Source organism: Sphaerisporangium sp. NBC_01403, from assembly GCF_045040145.1.
In the GTDB taxonomy this organism is placed as follows: domain Bacteria; phylum Actinomycetota; class Actinomycetes; order Streptosporangiales; family Streptosporangiaceae; genus Sphaerisporangium; species Sphaerisporangium viridialbum.
The window spans coordinates 4,347,598-4,367,630 of sequence record NZ_CP109534.1; the positions used below are offsets into that span (position 1 = coordinate 4,347,598).

Here is a 20,033-nt window from a genome sequence, read left to right on the forward strand (position 1 = left end):
GTCTGGGGTGCGCTTACCTTTGCCCTGCGGGGGCCCGGCCCCGGGGACACAACGCCCGGGACGGGCGATGCCCGGACAAGACCGTAATCAGGTGCTCACATGTCGTGCGTGTACCGTCGAGGCGTCACGCTCGTGCGATTCAGGCCACCCACGGCGGCTATCCCCATCATCGTCAGGCTTCGGGTCATCTCTTCCCTGAAGATGCCGAGTACGTCGGTGACCCCCTGTGTGCCTCCGCCGGCGAGCCCGTAGACCAGCGGACGACCGATCAGACAGGCATCCGCTCCCAGAGCAAGGGCCACGATGACATCCGATCCGGACCTTATGCCACCGTCCAGGATCACCTCAGCTCGGTCACCGATCCGTTCGGCGATCGCCGGCAGCGCTCGGAGAGTGGGCGGCACGGCGTTCAGCTGACGGCCGCCGTGGTTGGAGACGACGACACCGTCCGCGCCGAGATCCACGACCCGCTCGGCGTCATCAGGATCCATTACCCCTTTGACGTAGACCGGCCCCGTCCAGCGCGAACGGATCCATTCCAGATCGTCCCAGCCGATGTCCGCGGTGAGGTTCTCCGACTGGACCTCGAGGGACTCGAAGCCGTCGAGGTGTCCGCCGACCGGCACCAGGTTCTTCAGCGTGGTGCGCCGGTGGCGCAGGTAGCCGTAGCACCAGCGTGGTCGGGTGGCGGCGTTCAGCATTCGCGAGGGGGTCAGGGTCGGCGGGACCCTCATCCCGGTCCGCTGCTCACGGAGCCGGTTGCCGTACACGGGCACGTCGACGGTGACGAACAGCGCGGTGAAGCCGTTGTCACTGGCACGGCTCATCAACGACGCCATCAGGGCGCGGTCACGCCATGGGTACAGCTGGAACCAGTGGTTCTCGGCCGTCCCCCGCGCCACCTCCTCGATGGAGTACGTCGACGCGCTGCTGAGCACCAGCCGGGTGCCGCTGTTCTCCGCCGCTCGTGCCGCGCCGAGGTCACCGTGCCAGTGCGCCGCACCGGCCAACCCGGTGGGCGCGAGGATGACCGGCATCTCGAGCGAGGTGCCCGCGATGGTCACACCGAGATCCACCTTGGCCGTCCGGGTGAGTACCCGCTGGTTGAGGTACCAGTCCTGATAGGCCGCCAGGTTGTCCCGCAGGGTCCGCTCGTCGTCCGAGCCGTTCTCGATGTAGGCCCAGACCATGTCAGGGACACGCCGGCGTGCGCGCTCCCGCCAGTCCTGGACGCTCAGTGGTGCGGTGCGGCCGGTAGGCCGTAGGCGAAAGCCCTTGATCAGCGCTCCCGTCATCAGGACACCTGCCAGATGAGGAGACGCCGCTCAGTCGCGGTGAACAGCCAGTTCACGAGGACGGCGATGAACATCAGCTCCACGAGGATCGCGAAGACGGTGTTGATCTGGTACGACGACGAGTACAGGACGATGTCCTGGCCGAGGCCGCCCGTGGCGGCGACCATCTCCGAGGCCACGACGCCGAGCAGCGCATAGGTGAATGTCAGCCGGAGTCCCGCGAACATCGTCGGCACGGCAGAGGGCAGCACCACCTTCAGCAGCAGCGAGGACCGCTTCAGCCCGACCACGCGCGCCATCGTCATCAGATCAGCGTCCACGGACCGCACCGCCGACCGGGCGTTCTCGGCGAGGATGAAGAAGACGATGCTCACGGCCAGAACCACCTTGGCGGTCATGGTGAGCCCGAACCAGGTGATGAACAGGGGCGCCAGCGCGATGCGCGGCACACTGTTGATAGGGGCCAGGAACGGGCCGATGATCGCGTTCAGCGTCGGGCTCAGCCCGAGCACGAGTCCGGCGATCGTGCCGGACACCGAACCGACCACGAACGAGATCCCGACCGCGCTGCCCGTGTCCTTCAGCGAGACGAGGCTGCGCTCCGACGGCAGGTACTCCAGCATCGCCGTCCATACACCGCTGGGACGTCCGAAGAGCGTCTCGTCGACCCAGCCCTTACGGGAGGCGATCTCCCACAGGGTGAGGAACCCGACGCAGAGCAGCACACGGGCGGTGTAGATGAATGCCTTGGACTGCACCAGACGGCGATGCTTGGCGGTCTTCTTCTCCGCCACGTCCGCGTACGCCGTAGTGAGCCTGCCGGTGGTCATGGTCATGGTCTCCGACCCCTCAGCTCGCGACCCGGGGTGCCCGGTCGCCGATGGCGCCCTCGAGCAGCTCGAACAGGTCGTGGGTGACGCGCTTGAACTCGTCGGTGAACTGGATCTCGCCCAGGTGCTCGGCGCGCGGGCGCGGCAGCTCGATGACCCGGTCCTCGGCCACGCGACCCGGGTTGGGCAACATCACGATCACGCGGTCGGCCAGCAGCACGGCCTCCTGCAGGTCATGGGTGACGAAGATGACCGTCTTGCGGCTGTCGCCGCCCTGACGCCGCTCCCAGATCCGCAGGAACTCCGCCTGCAGGGTGAGCTTGGTGCGGGCGTCCAGCGCGGCGAACGGCTCGTCCATGAGCAGGATCGAGGGGTCGGCGGCCAGCGTCCGCGCCAGCGCCACCCGCTGACGCATGCCCTGCGACAGCTGCAGCCGGTACTGGGACTCGCGGCCCTTGAGCCCGACCAGGTCGAGCATCTCGCGGGCCCGCTCCTGGCGCTCCTTGCGCGTCCAGCCACGGGTCTCGAGCGGCAGCTCGACGTTCTTGCGGGCGCTGCGCCACGGAAGCAGCGCGTCCCGGGCGAACATGTAGCCGATGTCGAGGTTCGGCAGCTCGGGAGCCTTGCCGGCCAGCCTGACCTCGCCCTGAGTGGGGTGGACCAGGCCGGCGAGCATGTTCAGGATCGTCGTCTTACCGCAACCGCTCGCACCGACGAGCGCGACGAACTGGCCGGCCTGGATCTCGACGTTGACGCCTTTGAGGGCCACGACCTCCTTGGACGTGGAGGCGGCGCCGTCCCCGGCCCGCTGTCCCTGGAGCCGGAACACCTGATTCACGTCCTTGAACGAGATCAGCGGGGATGCTCCGGATTCGACGGTGGGTTCGACCGTCATGGTCGGCCTCCCTTCAGTCTTGGCTGCCAACGTCACCAAGTCCCTCTCAACTTTCGGAGTCGGCTGATGCACATGGGGGAAACACCGCAAATTGCTCTTCAGTGGTCTTCGAAGTGGCCGGGGTCACGTGTGACAAAATCTCACGTTAAACGCTAGATGGCAAGCATCATCCCGGATTCTACGGTCAACGCCGCAGTTCAGGACCATGCCGCCGTACGGATGACCACGGGGATCCCGGCCACTTCCTTGCTCGTGGTGGTGCGGTCCGGGTCCGGGGCGACGCGGTGGCCGCCCTGGGCCCGGCCTGCCGGATGCCGGTCCCGGTCAGGCTTTGGGAATGACCACCAGGGAGTCCCAGGACGGCTTCGGCTCGGCCTTCAGGATGCCGAGGGAGACGTACGCGTCGAACGTCGCGGTGAGCGTGTCCTTGTCGAGCTCGGTGGAGTAGTCGCTGTAGACCTGGTCGACGACGAGCCCGGCGACCTCCGGGCTGACCCCGGTGTCCTTCGCCAGTACCGACGTGCTGATCTCCCGGTTCGCCGGATCCTGGATGAACTTCACGGCTTCGCCCATGATCTCGCAGAACGCTTTGGCCGTCTCGGGCCGCTCCTCCAGGAACTTCGTGGGCGCCACCCAGCCACTGCCGTAGTAGTCCTTGTAGGTCTTGGGGCCCTTCGACATGTACAGCAGCGGCTTGCCCGACTTCGCGTTCATGATGAACTGCGTGCCGGTGGGGTTGACCTGCGCCGCGTCGACGCTGCCGTTGCCGAGCGCCGCGATGGCGGCGCTGCTGCCTCCACCGAGGTTCACATAGGTGACGTCCTTGACCCCGGCCTCCGCCAGGGCGGCCGCGAACATCAGCTGGAGACCCGACCCGACCGGCGTCTGGATGCCGATCTTCTTACCCTCCAGGGCCTTCAGCACCTCCTGCCAGCCGGCGCCTTCATCCGCCGACGGGAGCTTGCTGTCCTTCGGAGCCATCATCGTGGTCTGGAGTACGTTGATGCCACCGCAGAAGAACGCGCCCTTGGTACCGGCCTGCCAGCCCTGACCAAGCGTGCCGACGGTCACCTGCCCGATATCGGACTTCGTCGCCACCAGCCCCTGCATGCCCTGCATGCTGGCAGGCTGCTCGGTGATCTCGAGCTTGATTCCCCGGGCCTTGAAGAACCCCTGCTGTTCCGCGATCATCACCGGCAGCCGGTAGGACTGGGCCGGATACATCATCACGCGAATGGTCTCCGTCTTGTCCGCACCCGCGGACGGGGCTTCCGACTTGTCACCGCCGCAGGCGACGAGCCCGATGGCCGCGAGCAGGCCGACCGAGGCGAGAGCGAAGCGGGATTGCATTCTTGTACGCACTGGAACCTCCACTGGTCACACCCCCATGTGACGACCGTCTAGGCGATTGAGCATTTCACGTTCAACGGTAGGTAACAACGTTTAACGCCGCGAAATTCGACACGAAATGGACACGAGGTAGTGCGGCCGGCGAGCGCCTGTGCGACAGCGCCCGCCGGTGGCTAGGCGCCCAGCTCCTGGGCGACGGTGTAGGCGAGGGTGAGACCCCGGCTCAGCGCGAACCCGCTGTTGTACCCGCTGCCCGCGGCGGTCAGCGCGGCGCACGATCCCACCGCGTGCAGCCCGGGGATGGCCTTCCCTTGCTCGTCGAGCACGTGGCCGACCTCGTCGATGTGCACTCCGCTGGACCCGATACCGGTCCCCAAGAACCTCAGTCGCAGCCCGTGGAAGGGCGGCTTCGCCACACTTCCCAGTACCGGATTGGGGCGATGCGCGGCGTCGCCGTAGAAGCGGAGGACGTAGTCCAGGGTCCCCCGGTCGAAGTCCGGGTCCTCGCCGCGTTCGGCGTGCTCGTTGAACGAGGCCGCGGTGTTCTCCAGCTGGACACCGTCGATCCCCAGGGCCTCCCCGAGCTCGCGCAGCGTGGGCGCGGAGGTGACCGTCCCTTCTGGATAGTCGCCGCCGGGCCGCACGGCGCCCAGACCGTACTTGCGATGGTGCTGCTCGTCCCAGATCAGAAAGAACGGCAGGTGCGGGTCGTCCGGGTCGAGCGCCTTGGCCACGATGTCGACCCAGTAGGAGTCGTTGCAGAAGCGGCGGCCCATCCGGTCCACGATGATCGCATGGGGCTTCGCGAACTCCGGACCATAGGCGAAACCGGCACCCGGTGCCGACTCCCACCCGGGCAGCATCGGGACACTGGTCGGCGGGATCTTCGCCACCGCACCGCCGACGGCGCGGGCGAGGGTGATCCCGTCTCCCCGCAGGCTCTGCGGGGCGATGCTCCCGAAGTCCTCAGGACCGAGCCCGAGCAGTTCACTGACCAGGCCGGGGTTCCAGTCGTAACTGCTCGTGGCCAGCACCACATGGCCGTAGTACTCGACCGGCCCCTGCTCCCCTTGCGCGCGCACGCCGATGACACCACCCTCGCCGTCCCGCAGCAACTCGGCCACAGGATGGGAGGTCAGGATCTCGATGGCCTTCTCCTGGAGCGCCCGGGCCAGGAAGCTCGCCACCACTCCGGTGCCGAAGGTCAGGGGGTCGGGCGTGTCCTCGGCCCGACCCGACGACTTCGGCGCCTCACGGGTGAGGCCGAAGCCCTGGGCGCCCTCGTGACGCGCGCCGTCACCGTCGCCGCTGTCGTCGCCGCTCACCCTGCGGCCCTCGACGAACATCTCCGCGTACGTGGTCCCCACCGGGAAGTACGGGCTCACCCGTAGCCGTTCCCGCCAGCCGCCCAGGATCCGGCCGTCGATGACCTCGTTGGTCAGATACCGCCCGGCGCCGAGCGCGCCATCGGCCTCGGCGTGGTAGTCGGCCAGGCCCGGGATCACCGTCCAGCGGATGGCGCCGATGTCCTCCCAGTAGCGCATCGCCTCCGGCGCCACCGTCAACCAGTGCTCCATCGCCCGCGGATCGAGCGCTTCCGGCGCCGCATGCGCGATGTCGCGCACATACCGCTCGGTCAGGCCCAGGGAGTCGTCCTCGATCCCCTCCCGCCGGGCCACGTGGTTGTCGCCGACCCAGACCTGGCCACCGGAGTAGGCCGCCGCACCGCCCACCAGGTCAGCCGCTTCCAGGATTGTGACCGAGCACCCGCGCAACGCCGATCCGATGGCCGTCGCGATACCGGACAGTCCCGCTCCCACGACTATGACGTGTCCGCCGTCAGGGGATCCAGCCATATCGAGTCTCCTTCTCCTGTGCTCGTCCGATGCATGCGTCCCGTTCCACGCGCCCGCGCCGGAGCCACGAGCGGCCGGCGTACCGCGGACAAGCACCTCAGTGCAGGCTCCACCCGCCGTCGACCGGCAGGGTGATGCCCGTGATGTAAGAGCCCGCGTCCGACGCGAGCAGCAGCAGCGCGCCGTACAGCTCGTGGGTCTCCCCGACACGGCCCATGGGCGTACGGGCGAGCACCTTGGCCGTACCGACCTCGGACGCCAGGAGCGGGTCGGTCAGCTCCGAGGAGAAGAAGCTCGGAGCCAGCGAGTTGACCCGGATACCGCGCCGGCCCGACCACTGCATGGCCAGATCGCGGGTCATCCCGTTCATGCCGGCCTTCGACGAGGAGTAGGCCACCTGGGGGATGTCGCCACCACTGATGCCCAGCGCCGACGACACGTTGATGATCGAGCCGCCGTGCTTCGCCGCGATGCAGTGGCGGCCGAAGGCCTGGGCCATGTAGTAGGCGCCGGTCAGGTTGATGCCGATGACCCGGGTGAAGTCCTCCGGGTCCTCCTTGTGCGCCGGGGCGGCGTGGCCGACACCGGCGTTGTTCACCAGGATGTGCACATCACCGAGCTGCTCGACCGCCGCGTTGACCAGGGCGTTGCAGTCCTCGACCTTGGAGACGTCGGTCGGGACGGCGACGCAGCGGCGCCCGATCGCGTCGATCTTGCCTTTGACCTCCTGGAGGCGGTCGACGCGACGGGCGCCGAGCACCACGTCGGCACCGGCGTCAGCCAGGGCCTGGGCGAAACCGACACCGAGGCCGGAGGAGGCGCCGGTGACGATGGCGACCTTCCCGTCAAGCCTGAACTGATCCAACACACTCATGGAAGCTCGAATCCTCTCGAATGGGGGCGATAACCGGTCGTTCGCGGATCACTCGCCGCGGAACACCGGCGCGCGGCGCTCCTCGAACGCCTTGCGGCCCTCGGCGACATCGGCCGACGCGAAGATCGCCGGCATCAGGTTCTCGCCCTCGCGGTAGTGGCCGCCCGCGGCCTTGTTCAGCGTCCACTTGGTGGCCGCGACCGCCAGCGGGGCGCGCTTGGCCAGACGTGTGGCCAGCGCGGTGTACTCCTCGAGGAGGGACTCGTGCGGGACGACCTTGTTGACGAAGCCGAGTTCCCGCGCCTCCTCGGCGCTGATGTCGTCAGAGGTGTAGGCCATCCACGCGACGCGTCGGCGCCCGATCATGTCCACACCACGGGTGATCGTGACGGCCGGGACCAGGCCGTGGTTCATCTCTCGCAGGCCGAAGCGCGCCTTGTCGGAGGCGATGGCCAGGTCACAGGCGAGCGCGATCTCGGTGCCGAAGCCGAAGGCGTAGCCGTTGACCGCGGCGATGACGATCTTGCCGAGGCGCTCGATCGCCTCGAAGGGCGCGTGCGCCAGCCGGATGAAGTGGCGGCAGGTGCCCATGTTGTCGAAGGTCATCCCGCCGAGGTCGGCACCGGCCGAGAACGCCTTGCCGTTGCCGCCGGTCAGGACGACCGCGCGCACCTCGTCGTCGTCCTCGAAGGACTGGATCGTCTCGGCCAGCTCGCGGAAGAGCGTCGGACTGCCCGCGTTGAGCACCTCGGGACGGTGCAGCGTGACCACCGCGTAGCGGTCCGCCGGGTACTTCTCGACGTAGACCGTCTCCTTGTCGACGCGTTCCATGTCAGCCATCTGAGATCGCTCCTCGGTGATAGGATTTGATTTTTTACGTTAAACGTTAATATGTCAACAGACGATCGCCCGGCTCCCAGGCGGGAGAGGAATCAGGTCAGAGTGCTTCGATGATCGTGGCGTTGGCCATACCGCCGCCCTCGCACATCGTCTGCAGGCCGTAGCGTCCGCCCGTACGACGGAGGTTGTGCACGAGCGTGGCCATCAGCCGCGCACCGGTCGCGCCGAGTGGGTGACCGAGGGCGATCGCCCCACCGAGCGGGTTGGTCTTGGCCGGGTCGATGCCGAGCTCCTGAGCCCAGGCGAGCACGACGGGCGCGAACGCCTCGTTGATCTCGTACTGGTCGATGTCGTCGCTCGAGAGTCCGGCCTTCTTGAGCACCTGCTGGGTGGCCGGGATCGGTGCGCTCAGCATGAGGATCGGATCGGCACCGGTCACGGTCATCGTGTGCACCCGGGCCAGCGGGGACAGGTTGTAGCGCCTGACCGCGTCCTCGGAGGCGATGACGAGCGCGGCCGCGCCGTCGGAGATCTGGCTGGCGACGGCGGCGGTGATCCGTCCGCCCTCGGTCAGGGTCTTCAGGCCGGCCATCTTCTCCAGCGTGGTGTCCGCGCGCGGACCCTCGTCGGCGGTCAGGTCACCGAACCGGACGATCTCGTCGTCGAACGCGCCGGCCGCCTGCGCCGCGAGCGCGCGATGGTGGCTGCTGAGCGCGAACTCCTCCATCGCCTCACGGGTGATGCCCCACCGTTCGGCGATCAGCTCGGCGCCGCGGAACTGCGAGACCTCCTGGGGACCGTAGCGGTCGATCCAGCCGGGACCGTCGTAGGGCGCGCCGAGACCCTGCTGCTCGCCTACGATCGCCGGGCTGGAGATCGGGACCAGGCTCATCACCTCGACACCACCGGCGAGGACGAGGTCCTGGGTGCCGGACATGACGCCCTGGGCCGCGAAGTGGACCGCCTGCTGCGACGAGCCGCACTGGCGGTCGATCGTGGTGCCCGGAACGTGCTCCGGGAGGCCGGCCGACAGCCACGCGGTACGGGCGACGTTGGTGGACTGGGCGCCGAGCTGGTCGACGCAGCCCAGGATGACGTCCTCGATGTCACCGGCGTCGACACCGGCGCGCTCGACGGCGGCCTTGATGGCGTGCCCGGCGAGGTCGGCGGGGTGGACTTGACTCAGGCTGCCCTTCCGTCGCCCCACGGGGGTACGGACGGCACCGACGATGTAGGCCTCGGCCATTTCTCGCTCTCAGGGAGTGGGTGTCATGGTGACGACCGTGCGGCCGATGGACCGCCGGTCGGCGAGGAACTCGTGTGCGGCGGCGATCTCCGACGCGGGGAAGATCCGCGCGATCACCGGGGCGACGCGGCGGTTCTCGAAGAGGTCGAGGACCCGGGTCACGGAGGGACGGACCAGTTCGGGGTTGTCCAGCAGCCACTTGCCAAGCGTGAAGCCCGACACCGAGATGCCGAGCTCGAACAGCGTGTGCAGACGGAACCGGTCGCTGCTGCGGCCACTGCTCGCGCCGACGCTGACCAGGCGGCCGCCGGGCGACACGCACTCGAAGCTGCGGCCGAGGACGTCACCTCCGACCGACTCGAGCACCAGCGGTACCCCGCGACCGCCGGTGACGTCGCGGACCACCTCGACGAAGTCGTCGTCGGTGTAGTTGACGACGACGTCCGCTCCCCACTCCTTGATCCGCTCGACCTTCGCGTCCGACCCGGCGGTGGCGATGACGCGACCGGCCCCGTATGCCTTGCAGATCTGCACGCAGGCGGAGCCGTAGGCGCCGGCCGCGGCGTGGATCAGGACGTCCTCGCCCTTCTCCAGCCGGCCGAGGGTCACGATCGCCGCGTCCGCGGTGAGGTAGGGGCCGGCGGCACCGGCGGCCTGGGCGTCGTCGAGAGCATCGGGCACCGGGTAGACCTGGTCGGCCGGCGCGGTCATGAACTGCGCGGCGGCGCCGCCCCGCGGGATCACCCCGAAGACGCGGGCGCCGATCGCGGGACCGTTCGTGCCCGGTCCTGTGCCGGCCACCACGCCGGTGAGGTCGTGCCCGGTGACGTAGGGCGGCTCCGGGGCACCGGGATACCTCCCGGCGCGCTCGAGCAGGTCCGCCCAGTTGATCGCGAAGGCGCGCACCTCGATGAGCAGCTCGCCGGGGCCCGGAACCGGGACCGGGATGTCATCCCAGCTCAGAACCTCGGGACCGCCGTGCTCCGCGAAGCGCAGCCCCTTCATGGTCCGGCTCATACCTCGTTCATCCCCGCGGGGATGCCGTCGTTCATGCGGTCGTGGTACTCGGAGATGCCGTAGCCGGTCCGGCCCTGGTAGTCGAGCTTCACCAGGACCTCGGCCAGGCGTGCCACCTCGCCGTCGCGACGGTTGCGCAGCGGGACGTTGTGGTAGACGGTGCCGCTCGCCTCGACCGTCTCCCCCGATTCGGTGCACATGGAGACGCGCATCGAGGTCGGATAGTAGGGCGCGTCGCCGTACTCGCTCTTCACGGTGACCTTGTCGACCAGCTCGACGACGCCGTCACGCAGGACCATGCCATTGCCCGGTGCCTGGGTGTCACCGATCTTCTGGCTCCAGGCCACGAAGCCGTTCTTCTTGTCGACCATGCAGGAGATCCAGCGCCAGTAGTGCGGGCCCTGCCACTTGCGCGGGCCCCAGGAGTGGTCGCGGAAGCCGAGGCCGTTGATCTCGCGGCGCTCGCCGTCGACCTCGACCCAGCCCTGGACGCTGCAAGGGCCCTGGTAGTGACCGACCGCGATGCTGTCCTCGGCGCCCTGGATGCCCGAGCCCCCGCCGAGCCCGTAGACCGGGACGACGTTCTCGTAGTGCAGCTCGAGCTTGACCGGGACGATCGGGCTCTCGGTGAACGCCTTCTTCGGGTTCTCGAGGTCGGTGCCCCTGCCCAGCAGGTACGAAGTGCCGTCAAAGGTGACCTTGATCTTCCGCAGCGGCTCGACGACCTCGAACTTGAGACCCGCCGCCTCGAACCTGTCGTTGGCGCTGATCTTCGCCCTGTCGAAGCGGATCGCGGCCTTGCCGCCAGGCAGATAGAGCAGGACGGTGACTTCCGCGTGTCCCTCGTTGACGCGGTTGCCCATCCTGATGAGGACCGCGAAGCCGGACTCACCGTCCACGAAGTTGTAGTAGGCCGACTCATTGAACTGCGGGTGATCGGTCGGCTCGTGCATGTACTCGTCTTCGGCGAGGATCGGTGTGATGGCCATGCCCCATTTCACCCTTCACGTTAGATGTTATGCAATACTTTAACGGAGATTTTTGACGTTGAACGTCACATCTTAGGAGTTGGAGACTCTATGGACCCGAGACCCCCGAAGGACGCGGCCGTGCCCGGCCAGGAAGTGCGGGTCGGCTTGATGCTGGCCGGCGGTGGCGGGATGACCGTGCCCGACATGGCCGAGCTCGCCGCACGTGCCGAAGGAGCGGGGTTCGACGGGGTCTACGTGGCCGAGGCCTGGCGATCCGGCTTCGTTCCGCTGGCCGCGATGGCCGCGCGGACCGAGCGGGTCACGCTCGGGCCGTACGTACTCAACGCACACGCCCGGACACCGATGATCGCCGGCATGAGCGCCGTCGACCTCGACGAGGTGTCCCAAGGCCGCCTGGTGCTCGGCGTGGGCAGTGGCAACAAGGTCACCAACGAGAGCTACCAGGGCGTCCCCGTCAGGCGGCCACTGCCGAAGATGCGGGAGTACGTCGAGCTCATGCGGCTCGTCACCCGCGCGCGGCGGGGTGAGCAGGTCGACTACGACGGCGAGATCCACCGGATGACGGGCTGGCGCTCGCAGGCCGACCCGTTCCGCGCGTCAATCCCGATTCACCTCGCGGCCACAGCGCCTCGGATGACCCGTCTGGCGGCGACCATCGCCGACGGCATCGCGCTCGGCACCCTGCAGTCGGCCGAGTTCGTCGCCGAGATCGCGGCCTCCTGCCGGCAGATCTCCGGCCGCGACGACTTCGGGGTCATGATGGCGACGCTGGTCGCCGTCGACGAGGACCCCGAACGGGCCCGCGACGCGGCCCGCGCGGCCGTGGTCAACCTGTATGCCGGCAAGCCTCACCCCCACTACGACTCCCTGCTGCGCCAGCAGGGCCACGAGCGCGTCGCCGACGAGGTGGATCGGCTCGTCCGCGACGGCGACCTTGACGCGGCACGCCGCGCCGTCACCGACGAGGTGGTCGACCAGCTGGTCGTGGCGGGGACGCCCGGGGACTGTATCGCCCGGATCCACGAGTACAGCCGCAGTGTCGACGAGGTGCTGTTCGTCAACGTGAGCGGTATGCGCTACGAGGCGGGAAGCGTTGCCGATGCCCGGCGGGCCTTGCTCGACTCCTACCAGCCGCTGCTCGAGCTCGGCACCCTCGCCGCGACGGGTGCCTGAAACGCCGCACGGAGACGGAGACGGGCAGGCGCGGGGGAACGGTCGCGCGGTCCCGGCTCAGCGACGGTCGTGGTCCATATTTGACCATTGACGTTAGCCGTCATACAAGAGGTTCTTGCGTTTGCTTAACGCTTCACGTTAGGTTCGCCCGTACTGTACTGCCCCGGATCCGAAGAGGTGCCTATGCGACCGTCACCGGATGAACTGCTGGCCAGCCTCCGCCTCTCCTTGAACGAGACCCTTCTCCCCAAGATCGAGGACCGCTGGGCACGCTACACCGGCACCGCGATGGACCTGGTCCTCCAGCACCTCCAGCTCCGCCTCGCCGGTGAGACGGACGCGCTGGACGCCGACAGCGCGGACATGATCGCCATCCTCGCGGCGATCGGGGGCCGGGCCGCCGCCCTGGGCGCGGAGTCCGGCGCGGACGGCCCCCGGTGGGGAGAGCTGGCCGAACTGGCGCTCTCACCCGCCCCCGATCGGGCCACCCGCGATCTCGGCGAGGCGACCGCGCGCAATGAGGAGCTGCGCGGCAGCGTCGTCGCGGTGATGCGCTGGCTGGACGAGACCGACGCGCGAGACGAGATCCCCGCCGTGCGGGAAGTGAGGGACGAGGTGCACCGACTGGTACGACGCCAGGTCGACCGGACCAAACCGATGGTCGAGCCGCTGTTCATGTCGTTCGGGCCGGTGGCGTCATGACCGCCGCGCAGAGCCCGGTCGCCGGGCTCGACACCGGCCTCGTCCGCGCCTACCTCCGCGACCGGCTCGAGGCCGAGTCGCTCGACATCACCTCGCTCAAGCGCAACGTCGGCGGCATGTCCCGGGAGACCTGGTTCGCCGGTGTCACCGGAGTCCGCGACGGCGCGCCGTTCACCGACGCGCTGACCTTCCGCGTGGACCACCCGGAGGGCTCCGTCGTCCCGGTCGGCCTGGAGCGGGAGTACCGCACCTTCGCCGCGCTGACCCCGACGCAGGTCCCGGTCGCCGAGGCGCTGTGGTACGAGACCGACGCCTCGCTGATCGGCCGGGCCCCGTTCTACGTACGCCGCACCGTCGCCGGATCGGCGTCGGCCGGGAAGCTGTTCGCCCCGGGCAACGAGGAGATGCGCCGCCGGATCGGCGCAGGTCTCGCCGAGAAGCTCGCCGCCGTGCACACCCTCGACTGGGACGGCGCCGGGCTCGGTGAGTTCATGGCCGTGCCGCAGCGCCCCGAGGACTGCGCCCTGCTGGAACTGGCCCACTACGAGGAGGCCTACCGCGCCGCGGACCCCGAGCCGATGCCCGTGGTCGAGGCGCTGTTCTCGTGGCTGAAGCGCAACGTGCCGGCCGAGGTCCAGCGCACCTCCCTGGTGTGGGGCGACGTCGGCATCGGCAACTTCATCTACCGGGGCGACCAGGTGGTGGCGCTCACCGACTGGGAGCAGGCCCACCTCGGCGACCCGATGAAGGACTGGGCTTCGGCCCTGTGGCGGGGCGCGGACGCGCTGCTGCCGCGCGACGAGATGTTCGAGGTCTACGAAAAGGCCAGCGGCCTGCGGATCGACGAGGACCGGATCAAGTACTACTCGGTCTTCATCGACGCGGAGTACGTCTGCACATCGTTCCCGCTGCTCAACCAGTTCGGCCCGGACGAGACGCGCGACGCCACGTTCGCCCGCCTCGGCATGGGCGTCCCCTACATGTGCATGGACCACGGCCTGCGCACCATCGGCTACTGAGCCGCCCGTCCCGAAGGAGCTCTCCTTGTCACCGGAACAGAACTCAGCCTTGGTGACCTCGCTCACCGACCGGGTGGGAACGATCGAGCTGAACCGGCCGGAGCAGCGGAACGCCCTCACGGTCGAGCTGGTGGAATCCCTCGGGGCGGCGGCGGCGTCCCTCGTCGAGCGGGGGGCTCGTGCCCTCGTACTCGCCGGGCGGGGCGCCACGTTCTGCGCCGGCGCGGACCTGTCCCTGGTCGGCCGGGCCCTTGCCGGGGACCCGGCGCCCGTCCTCACGCCCCTGGTCGCGGGGTTGCACGGCTCCATCAAGCGGCTGCGCGGCCTGCCGGTCCCTCTGATCGCGGCGGTCGAGGGCCCCGCGGTCGGGGCCGGTATGGGCCTCGCCCTCGCCACCGACCTTCGCGTGGTCGGCAAGGGCGCCCGGCTGATCCCCGGCTACATGGGCATCGGGGCGTCCCCGGACGGGGGTGTCTCGTACTTCCTGACCCGGATGCTCGGCTCGTCCCGGGCGGTCTCGCTGCTGCTGCGCAACCAGCCGGTCGGCTCCGACGAGGCGGTGACGCTCGGCCTGGCCGAGTCCGTCGTCCCCGACGGCTCGGCACTGGAGGAGGCCCAGCGGCTCGCCGGGACGCTGACCGCGGCGCCCCCGCTGGCCCTGCTGCGGGTGCGCGAGCTGGTCGACCGGGCGACGGTGCTGGGGCTCGCGGAGCAGCTCGACCTGGAGCAGGAGCGGGTCACCGAGCTGTGGGAGACCCACGACTTCACCGAAGGCGTGCGGTCCTTCCTGGAGCGGCGCCCACCTCGGTTCCGCGGCGACTGACCCCCACCGGCGCGGGTGCGGGCCACCCGGAACGCACGTCCGCCCGTGGCCACCCCCGGTCACGGGCGGACGTGTCCGTCCCGGCCGCTCCGGTCACTCCGGCTCCGGCCGCTCCGTCCGCGCCGACAGCTCCGACAGCTCCGTGCGCAGCTGGTGCTTGAGCACCTTGCCGGTGACGTTGCGCGGCAGCCCGTCCACCCTCACCCACCGGCGCGGGACCTTGTAGCCGGCCATCCGCTCCCTGGCCCAGGTGCCCAGCTCGTCGTCCGGAGGGGCGTCACCGACCACGACGGCGGTGACCACCTGGCCCCACTTGGGGTCCGGCACGCCGACCACCGCCAGTTCGGTGATGTCCGGGTGCTCCACCAGCACCGCCTCCACCTCGCGCGGGTACACGTTCTCCCCGCCGGTGATGATCATGTCGTTGCGCCGGTCGGTGATGTGCAGGTAGCCGCGGCCGTCGCGGTAGCCCATGTCACCGGTGTGCATCCAGCCGCCGCGCAGCGCCTCCGCGGTGGCCTCGGGCCGGTTCCAGTAGCGCAGCATCACCGAGGGGCCGCGGCAGACGATCTCGCCGACCTCGCCCCGGGCGACCGGTACGTCCTCGTCGTCGACGACCATGACCTCGAGCGACGCCGCCTCCGTACCCGCCGACGCCAGGCGCTCGATGTCGGCCGAGTCGTGGTCGGCGGGGCGCAGGATGGTCTGCCCGCCTGTCTCGGTCATGCCGTACTGCTGGTGGAAGCCGCAGCCGAAGCGTTCCAGAGCCCGGCGCAGCGGCCCGGGCTCGATCGACGAGCCGCCGTAGATGATCAGGCGCAGGGCGGACAGGTCGATCCCGTCGATGGCCGGGTTGTCGAGCAGCATGGCGATGATCGTGGGGACCAGGACCGTGGTGGTGACCCGCTCGCGCTCCATGGTGCGCAGCGCGAGAGCGGGCTCGAACTCCGGCAGCATCACCACCGTGGCACCGGCGAGGGTGTGCGCGTAGGCGAGGAACGCGGCGATGTGGAACATCGGCAGGCTGGCCTGGTGCACGTCGTCGGACCGCACCTCCAGTTCGACCGCGTTGACCATCACGCGGGCGGTGAACCCGAGCCGGTCGATGACGGCACCCTTGGGCGAGCCGGTGGTGCCCGAGGTGTACAGGATCGTGGCGGGCAGCTCGGGATCGTCCGGATCGGCGGCAGGCCCGGCGCTCGCGGCATCCAGCGCGGCGTCGTACGAGGGGATCTCCCGCGGGCCGCCGAGCCCGAGCACGTTCGCGATCCCGGCCTCACGGGCCAGCGCGGCTCCCCGCCTCTCCTCGCGACGGCCCACGACCAGCAGGGACGGGGTGCAGTCGGTGAGAATGAAGTGCAGCTCGCGCTGGGCCAGCCTGACGTTCAGCGGAACCAGGGCGAAGCCGGAGCGCAGGCACGCGGCCTGGATCTCCAGGTACTCCGGTTCGTTGGCGGCGAGCAGCGCCACCCTGTCACCCGGCCGCAGGCCGGCGTCCCGGAGGACGGCCCCCAGCCGCCCCACCTGATCGTCCAGCTCGGCGAAGGAGATCCGCCGGTCATCGCCCACCACCGCCGTCTTGTCCCCGAACCGGGTCGCCGCCGCGCGGACAAGATCGAGATAACGCATGTCACCACCCGCCTCACACAAAAAATGAATCAACACATTACGTTCAGCGTTAGATTAAGTTACAGTGACCGCATCGAGAGCACCAGGGGGGCGGACCCGGCTCCCTGAACGCGAGGAGTAGCTGGATGCTGGTCAGCGACATCGTTCGCCGCAACGCCATGTTCTTCGGAAACGAGCCGGCCGTCGTGGTGCCGGGGGGCGCCACCAGGTCCTGGGCGGACCTGGATGTCCGCACCGACCGGTTCGCGGGCGCCCTGACCGCCCTCGGACTCGCCAAGGGCGACCGGCTCGCGATCTTCGCCCCGAACTGCGGAGAGTACATCGAGTTCTTCTTCGCCACGGCGAAGTCGGGCGTCATCGGCGCGGCCACCAACATCCGTCAAGCGGCGTACGAGATCTCCTCGTACCTGTCCTACGTCGAACCGGTCGCCGTCCTGGTCCACGCCGACCTCGCCGAGACCGCCCGCGCCTGGCTGCCCGACGTGCCCTCGGTCAAGCACGTCATCGGCTTCGGCGGCGACCACGGCTTTGACCTGGACCTGGAGCGGCTGATCGGCGAGGCCCCGGCCGGCCCGCCGGCCGTCACCGTCGACGAGGACGACATCTACCAGCTCGGCGCCACCAGCGGCACGACCGGAGTCCCCAAAGGCGCCATCCTCACCCATCGCAACGCGATCGCCGCCATGCTCAACTGGCTCGCGGAGCTGCCGATCCCCGAGCGCGGCACCGCGCTGCAGTGCATCCCCCTCTTCTTCAACCCCGGCGGCCCGGCCGGGCTGCACCCGGTGATGATGAAGGGCGGCCGCACCGTGGTCCCCCCGGCGTTCGACCCGGCCGAGTTCCCCCGCCTGGTCCAGGAGTACGGGGTCACCAATACGATCATCGTTCCGACGATGGTGCAGATGGTGGTCTCCGCACCGGGCATCGAGAACTACGACCTGTCCTCCCTGCGCGGCATCATCTCCGGCGGCTCACCGTTCTCCGTCGAAACGCTCAAGCGGGCCCGCGAAGTCGTCGGCGACGTCTTCTTCCCCTTGTACGGCATGGCCGAGAGCTACTCGTGCGGCGCGGTCCTGCGCCCCGAGAACCAGTTCACCTCGGGCAGCGAGGAGCAGGTACGCAGACTGTCCTCGGTCGGCAAGCCCTACGTCCTGATCAAGCTCCGCGTCGTCGACCTGGAGGGTCACGACGTGCCGCACGACGGCAGCACCTCGGGCGAGATCTGGCTGAGCGGTGACTCGATCTCCCCCGGCTACTACCGGATGGAGGAAGAGACCGCCAAGTGCCACGAAGGCGAGTGGTTCAAGACCGGCGATCTCGCGGTCGTCGACGCCGAGGGCTTCATCACGATCGTGGACCGGCTCAAGGACATGATCATCACCGGGGGCATCAACGTGTTCAGCATCGAGGTCGAGCGCGTCCTCCAGGACCACCCCGAGGTGGAGCACGTGGCCGTCATCGGCATCCCGCACGAGACCTGGGGCGAGGCGATCCACGCGATCGTGCGCCTCCGCAAGGGGTCGGCCCTGACCGAGGACGAGCTGATCGCTTTCGCCGCCGGGCGCCTGTCGGGCTACAAGAAGCCGCGCTCGGTCGAGTTCGTCGACGCGCTGCCCATCAGCGCCACCGGAAAGATCCTCAAGAAGGAACTGCGCCGGGCCCGGGTGAAACCCGGCCGCCCCTGACCCCAGCACAAGTACGCGGTAGCACGCCAGGAGGCGGCATGGATTTCAGCATCAGCGCGGAGCACCAGCAACTGCGGCAGACCCTGCGGGCGTTCTTCGAGGAGGCCGCGCCCATCGACGAGGTCGCGCGCTTCGACCGCGACGAGGAGTTCAACTCCGAGCTGTATCGCAGAGCGGCCGAGCTGGGCCTGTGCGGGCTGGCGTTCGGAGAGGAGTACGGCGGGTCGGACGCGGATCAGATCTCCATCTGCATCGCCGTGGAGGAGGTCGCCCGCGCCAGCGCCGCCCTCGCCTACGCCTGGCTCCCCACGGCCACGTTCTGCGCCAAGGGCATCGCCAGGTTCGGGACCGACGAACAGAAGAAGGAGATCCTTCCGCAGGTCGCGGCCGGGACCGTCCGTATCGCCATGGGCCTGTCCGAGCCGGAGGCCGGCTCCGACCTCACCCACCTGTCCACCCGCGCGGTGCGCGACGGCGGCGACTACGTCATCAGCGGGCAGAAGGTCTTCACCACCGGCGCCGACACCGCCGACTACATCTTCGCCTTCGTCAGGACCGATCCCGGCGCGACGTCCTCCAAGGGCCTGTCCGTCCTGCTCGTCCCCAAGGGCGCCGAGGGCGTCACGGTCCGGCCGCTGCGCAAGCTCGCGGGCCAGTCCACCCACACGTGCGAGGTATTCCTCAACGACGTCCGGGTGCCCGCCGGCAACCTCGTCGGCGAGCCCGGCCAGGGCACCAGGATCATCTTCGACCTCCTCGACGCCGAGCGGATCTACGTCGGCGCCGAGGGCACGGGCCTTGGCCAGGGCGCGCTGGACATGGCGCTGAAGTACGCCAAGGAGCGTGTCCAGTTCGGCAAGCCGATCATCGAGCACCAGGCGGTCGGGCACATGCTCGCCGACATGGCGATGGACGTGCAGACCGCGCGGCTGATCACCTGGCAGGCCGCCTGGCGGCTCGACCAGGGCCTCGACTGCACGCTGGAGGCCTCGATGGCCAAGGTGCACGGCTCCGAGGCCGGCACCAGGTGCGCCGCCCGCGGCATGCAGATCCTCGGCGGCTACAGCTACATGGTCGAGTACGGGATGGAGCGCTACTGGCGCGAGACCAAGCTGTACGAGATCGCCGGCGGGACGAACCAGATCATGCGCAACATGATCGCCAAGCAGCTCGGGCGGCGGGGGCTGTGACTCCCGCGCTTCCGCGGCGCCCGAGGCTCCCGCGGCTCCCGGGGCTCCCGCTGGACGCCGCGTTCGACCACGCGGCCGTGGCCGCCCACCGGATCCGGGACCTGCTGCCGCTGTACCGGGACATGCTGGGCGGTGAGTTCTACCTCGGCGGCGACAACGTCCGGGTCGGCTACCGGGGACTGCAGCTGCGGTTCCGGGGCGGCGGCAAGGTCGAACTCCTCGAACCGCTCGAAGGGTCGGCGTTCCTCGACAGCTTCTTCGAGCGCAGCTCCCTCGGCGGGCTGCACCACGTCACCTTCACGGTGCGGAACATGACGGAGACGATCACCGCCCTCGAAGGGCTCGGCTACCGGGTACACGGAGCGTCCGTGGCCGATCCCGACTGGCACGAGGTCTTCCTGCACCCGCGCGAGGCGTACGGCACGCTGCTCCAGATCGCGCGTCCCGGCCCCGACCACGGCCCGGCCACCGGCTACACGCTCGACGACGTCCTGGCCGGCAATGCCCCCAACGGGTGCGGCATCCCCAGTCCCTGACCGGCCCGGTGCCCGACGGAGCCCGGCCCGACCGGTGCCGGCCGGCCGTGCCCACCTCCTGTCCGACCCCTGACCTGACCC

The 20,033-nt window shown here is 69.3% G+C and carries 18 protein-coding genes; 7 read left to right on the plus strand and 11 right to left on the minus strand.

Annotated elements, in window-relative coordinates; genetic code table 11:
- Positions 1–95 precede the first annotated feature (95 nt).
- The 10 genes from OG589_RS19575 to OG589_RS19620 all read right to left on the minus strand — a co-directional run bounded on the left by OG589_RS19575 (position 96) and on the right by OG589_RS19620 (position 11,192).
- Complete coding sequence (locus OG589_RS19575) at positions 96–1,295, minus strand: alpha-hydroxy acid oxidase (protein ID WP_405151017.1); 1,200 nt, start codon at positions 1,293–1,295, stop codon at positions 96–98.
- On the minus strand, positions 1,295–2,131 hold the full coding sequence (locus tag OG589_RS19580; protein WP_405151019.1) for an ABC transporter permease: 837 nt from the start codon (positions 2,129–2,131) through the stop codon (positions 1,295–1,297). The genes OG589_RS19575 and OG589_RS19580 overlap by 1 nt, the downstream gene beginning before the upstream one ends.
- 13 nt (positions 2,132–2,144) lie before the next feature.
- The gene (locus tag OG589_RS19585; protein WP_405151020.1) at positions 2,145–3,020 is read right to left on the minus strand and encodes an ABC transporter ATP-binding protein; all 876 of its coding nucleotides are present in this window, start codon (positions 3,018–3,020) and stop codon (positions 2,145–2,147) included.
- A gap of 324 nt (positions 3,021–3,344) precedes the next feature.
- Positions 3,345–4,370 carry an ABC transporter substrate-binding protein gene (locus OG589_RS19590; protein WP_405151022.1) on the minus strand — a complete coding sequence of 342 codons (1,026 nt, stop codon included), beginning with the start codon at positions 4,368–4,370 and terminating at the stop codon, positions 3,345–3,347.
- Positions 4,371–4,543: 173 nt separating this feature from the next.
- Positions 4,544–6,226 (minus strand): FAD-dependent oxidoreductase, encoded by a 1,683-nt coding sequence (locus OG589_RS19595; RefSeq protein WP_405151023.1) that lies wholly within the window; start codon positions 6,224–6,226, stop codon positions 4,544–4,546.
- 97 nt (positions 6,227–6,323) lie between these two features.
- Positions 6,324–7,100 (minus strand): SDR family NAD(P)-dependent oxidoreductase, encoded by a 777-nt coding sequence (locus tag OG589_RS19600; protein WP_405151024.1) that lies wholly within the window; start codon positions 7,098–7,100, stop codon positions 6,324–6,326.
- A 48-nt stretch (positions 7,101–7,148) separates the two neighbouring features.
- The gene (locus tag OG589_RS19605) at positions 7,149–7,940 is read right to left on the minus strand and encodes an enoyl-CoA hydratase/isomerase family protein (RefSeq protein WP_405151026.1); all 792 of its coding nucleotides are present in this window, start codon (positions 7,938–7,940) and stop codon (positions 7,149–7,151) included.
- Positions 7,941–8,037: 97 nt separating this feature from the next.
- On the minus strand, positions 8,038–9,186 hold the full coding sequence (locus OG589_RS19610) for an acetyl-CoA C-acetyltransferase (RefSeq protein ID WP_405151027.1): 1,149 nt from the start codon (positions 9,184–9,186) through the stop codon (positions 8,038–8,040).
- A gap of 9 nt (positions 9,187–9,195) precedes the next feature.
- The gene (locus tag OG589_RS19615) at positions 9,196–10,203 is read right to left on the minus strand and encodes a zinc-binding alcohol dehydrogenase family protein (RefSeq protein ID WP_405151029.1); all 1,008 of its coding nucleotides are present in this window, start codon (positions 10,201–10,203) and stop codon (positions 9,196–9,198) included.
- A complete protein-coding gene (locus OG589_RS19620) occupies positions 10,200–11,192 on the minus strand; it encodes a hypothetical protein (protein ID WP_405151031.1) in 993 nt (330 codons plus the stop codon). The genes OG589_RS19615 and OG589_RS19620 overlap by 4 nt, the downstream gene beginning before the upstream one ends.
- A 90-nt stretch (positions 11,193–11,282) precedes the next feature.
- Between OG589_RS19620 and OG589_RS19625 the strand changes: the two genes are divergently transcribed.
- From OG589_RS19625 to OG589_RS19640, 4 genes are all read left to right on the plus strand, one after another.
- The gene (locus tag OG589_RS19625; protein WP_405151033.1) at positions 11,283–12,368 is read left to right on the plus strand and encodes an LLM class flavin-dependent oxidoreductase; all 1,086 of its coding nucleotides are present in this window, start codon (positions 11,283–11,285) and stop codon (positions 12,366–12,368) included.
- Between the two features lie 228 nt (positions 12,369–12,596).
- Positions 12,597–13,070, plus strand: a complete 474-nt coding sequence (locus OG589_RS19630) for a hypothetical protein (protein ID WP_405151034.1) — start codon at positions 12,597–12,599, stop codon at positions 13,068–13,070.
- Positions 13,067–14,089 (plus strand): phosphotransferase family protein, encoded by a 1,023-nt coding sequence (locus tag OG589_RS19635; protein ID WP_405151036.1) that lies wholly within the window; start codon positions 13,067–13,069, stop codon positions 14,087–14,089. Before OG589_RS19630 ends, OG589_RS19635 begins: the two co-directional genes overlap by 4 nt.
- Positions 14,090–14,114: 25 nt before the next feature.
- Complete coding sequence (locus OG589_RS19640; RefSeq protein WP_405151038.1) at positions 14,115–14,912, plus strand: enoyl-CoA hydratase/isomerase family protein; 798 nt, start codon at positions 14,115–14,117, stop codon at positions 14,910–14,912.
- A 93-nt stretch (positions 14,913–15,005) separates the two neighbouring features.
- On the opposite strand, the gene OG589_RS19645 is transcribed toward OG589_RS19640, so the two are convergent.
- Positions 15,006–16,541, minus strand: a complete 1,536-nt coding sequence (locus OG589_RS19645) for a class I adenylate-forming enzyme family protein (protein WP_405151039.1) — start codon at positions 16,539–16,541, stop codon at positions 15,006–15,008.
- A 125-nt stretch (positions 16,542–16,666) separates the two neighbouring features.
- On the opposite strand from OG589_RS19645, the gene OG589_RS19650 reads away from it, so the two are divergent.
- The 3 genes from OG589_RS19650 to OG589_RS19660 are packed head-to-tail and all read left to right on the plus strand — an operon-like array spanning position 16,667 to position 19,952.
- Positions 16,667–18,226: a class I adenylate-forming enzyme family protein gene (locus OG589_RS19650; RefSeq protein WP_405151040.1), complete on the plus strand. Its 1,560-nt coding sequence runs from the start codon at positions 16,667–16,669 to the stop codon at positions 18,224–18,226.
- A 38-nt stretch (positions 18,227–18,264) separates the two neighbouring features.
- Positions 18,265–19,416, plus strand: coding sequence for an acyl-CoA dehydrogenase family protein (locus tag OG589_RS19655; RefSeq protein ID WP_405151042.1), 1,152 nt, complete (start codon positions 18,265–18,267; stop codon positions 19,414–19,416).
- The gene (locus tag OG589_RS19660; RefSeq protein ID WP_405151044.1) at positions 19,413–19,952 is read left to right on the plus strand and encodes a VOC family protein; all 540 of its coding nucleotides are present in this window, start codon (positions 19,413–19,415) and stop codon (positions 19,950–19,952) included. Before OG589_RS19655 ends, OG589_RS19660 begins: the two co-directional genes overlap by 4 nt.
- Positions 19,953–20,033: the final 81 nt, after the last annotated feature.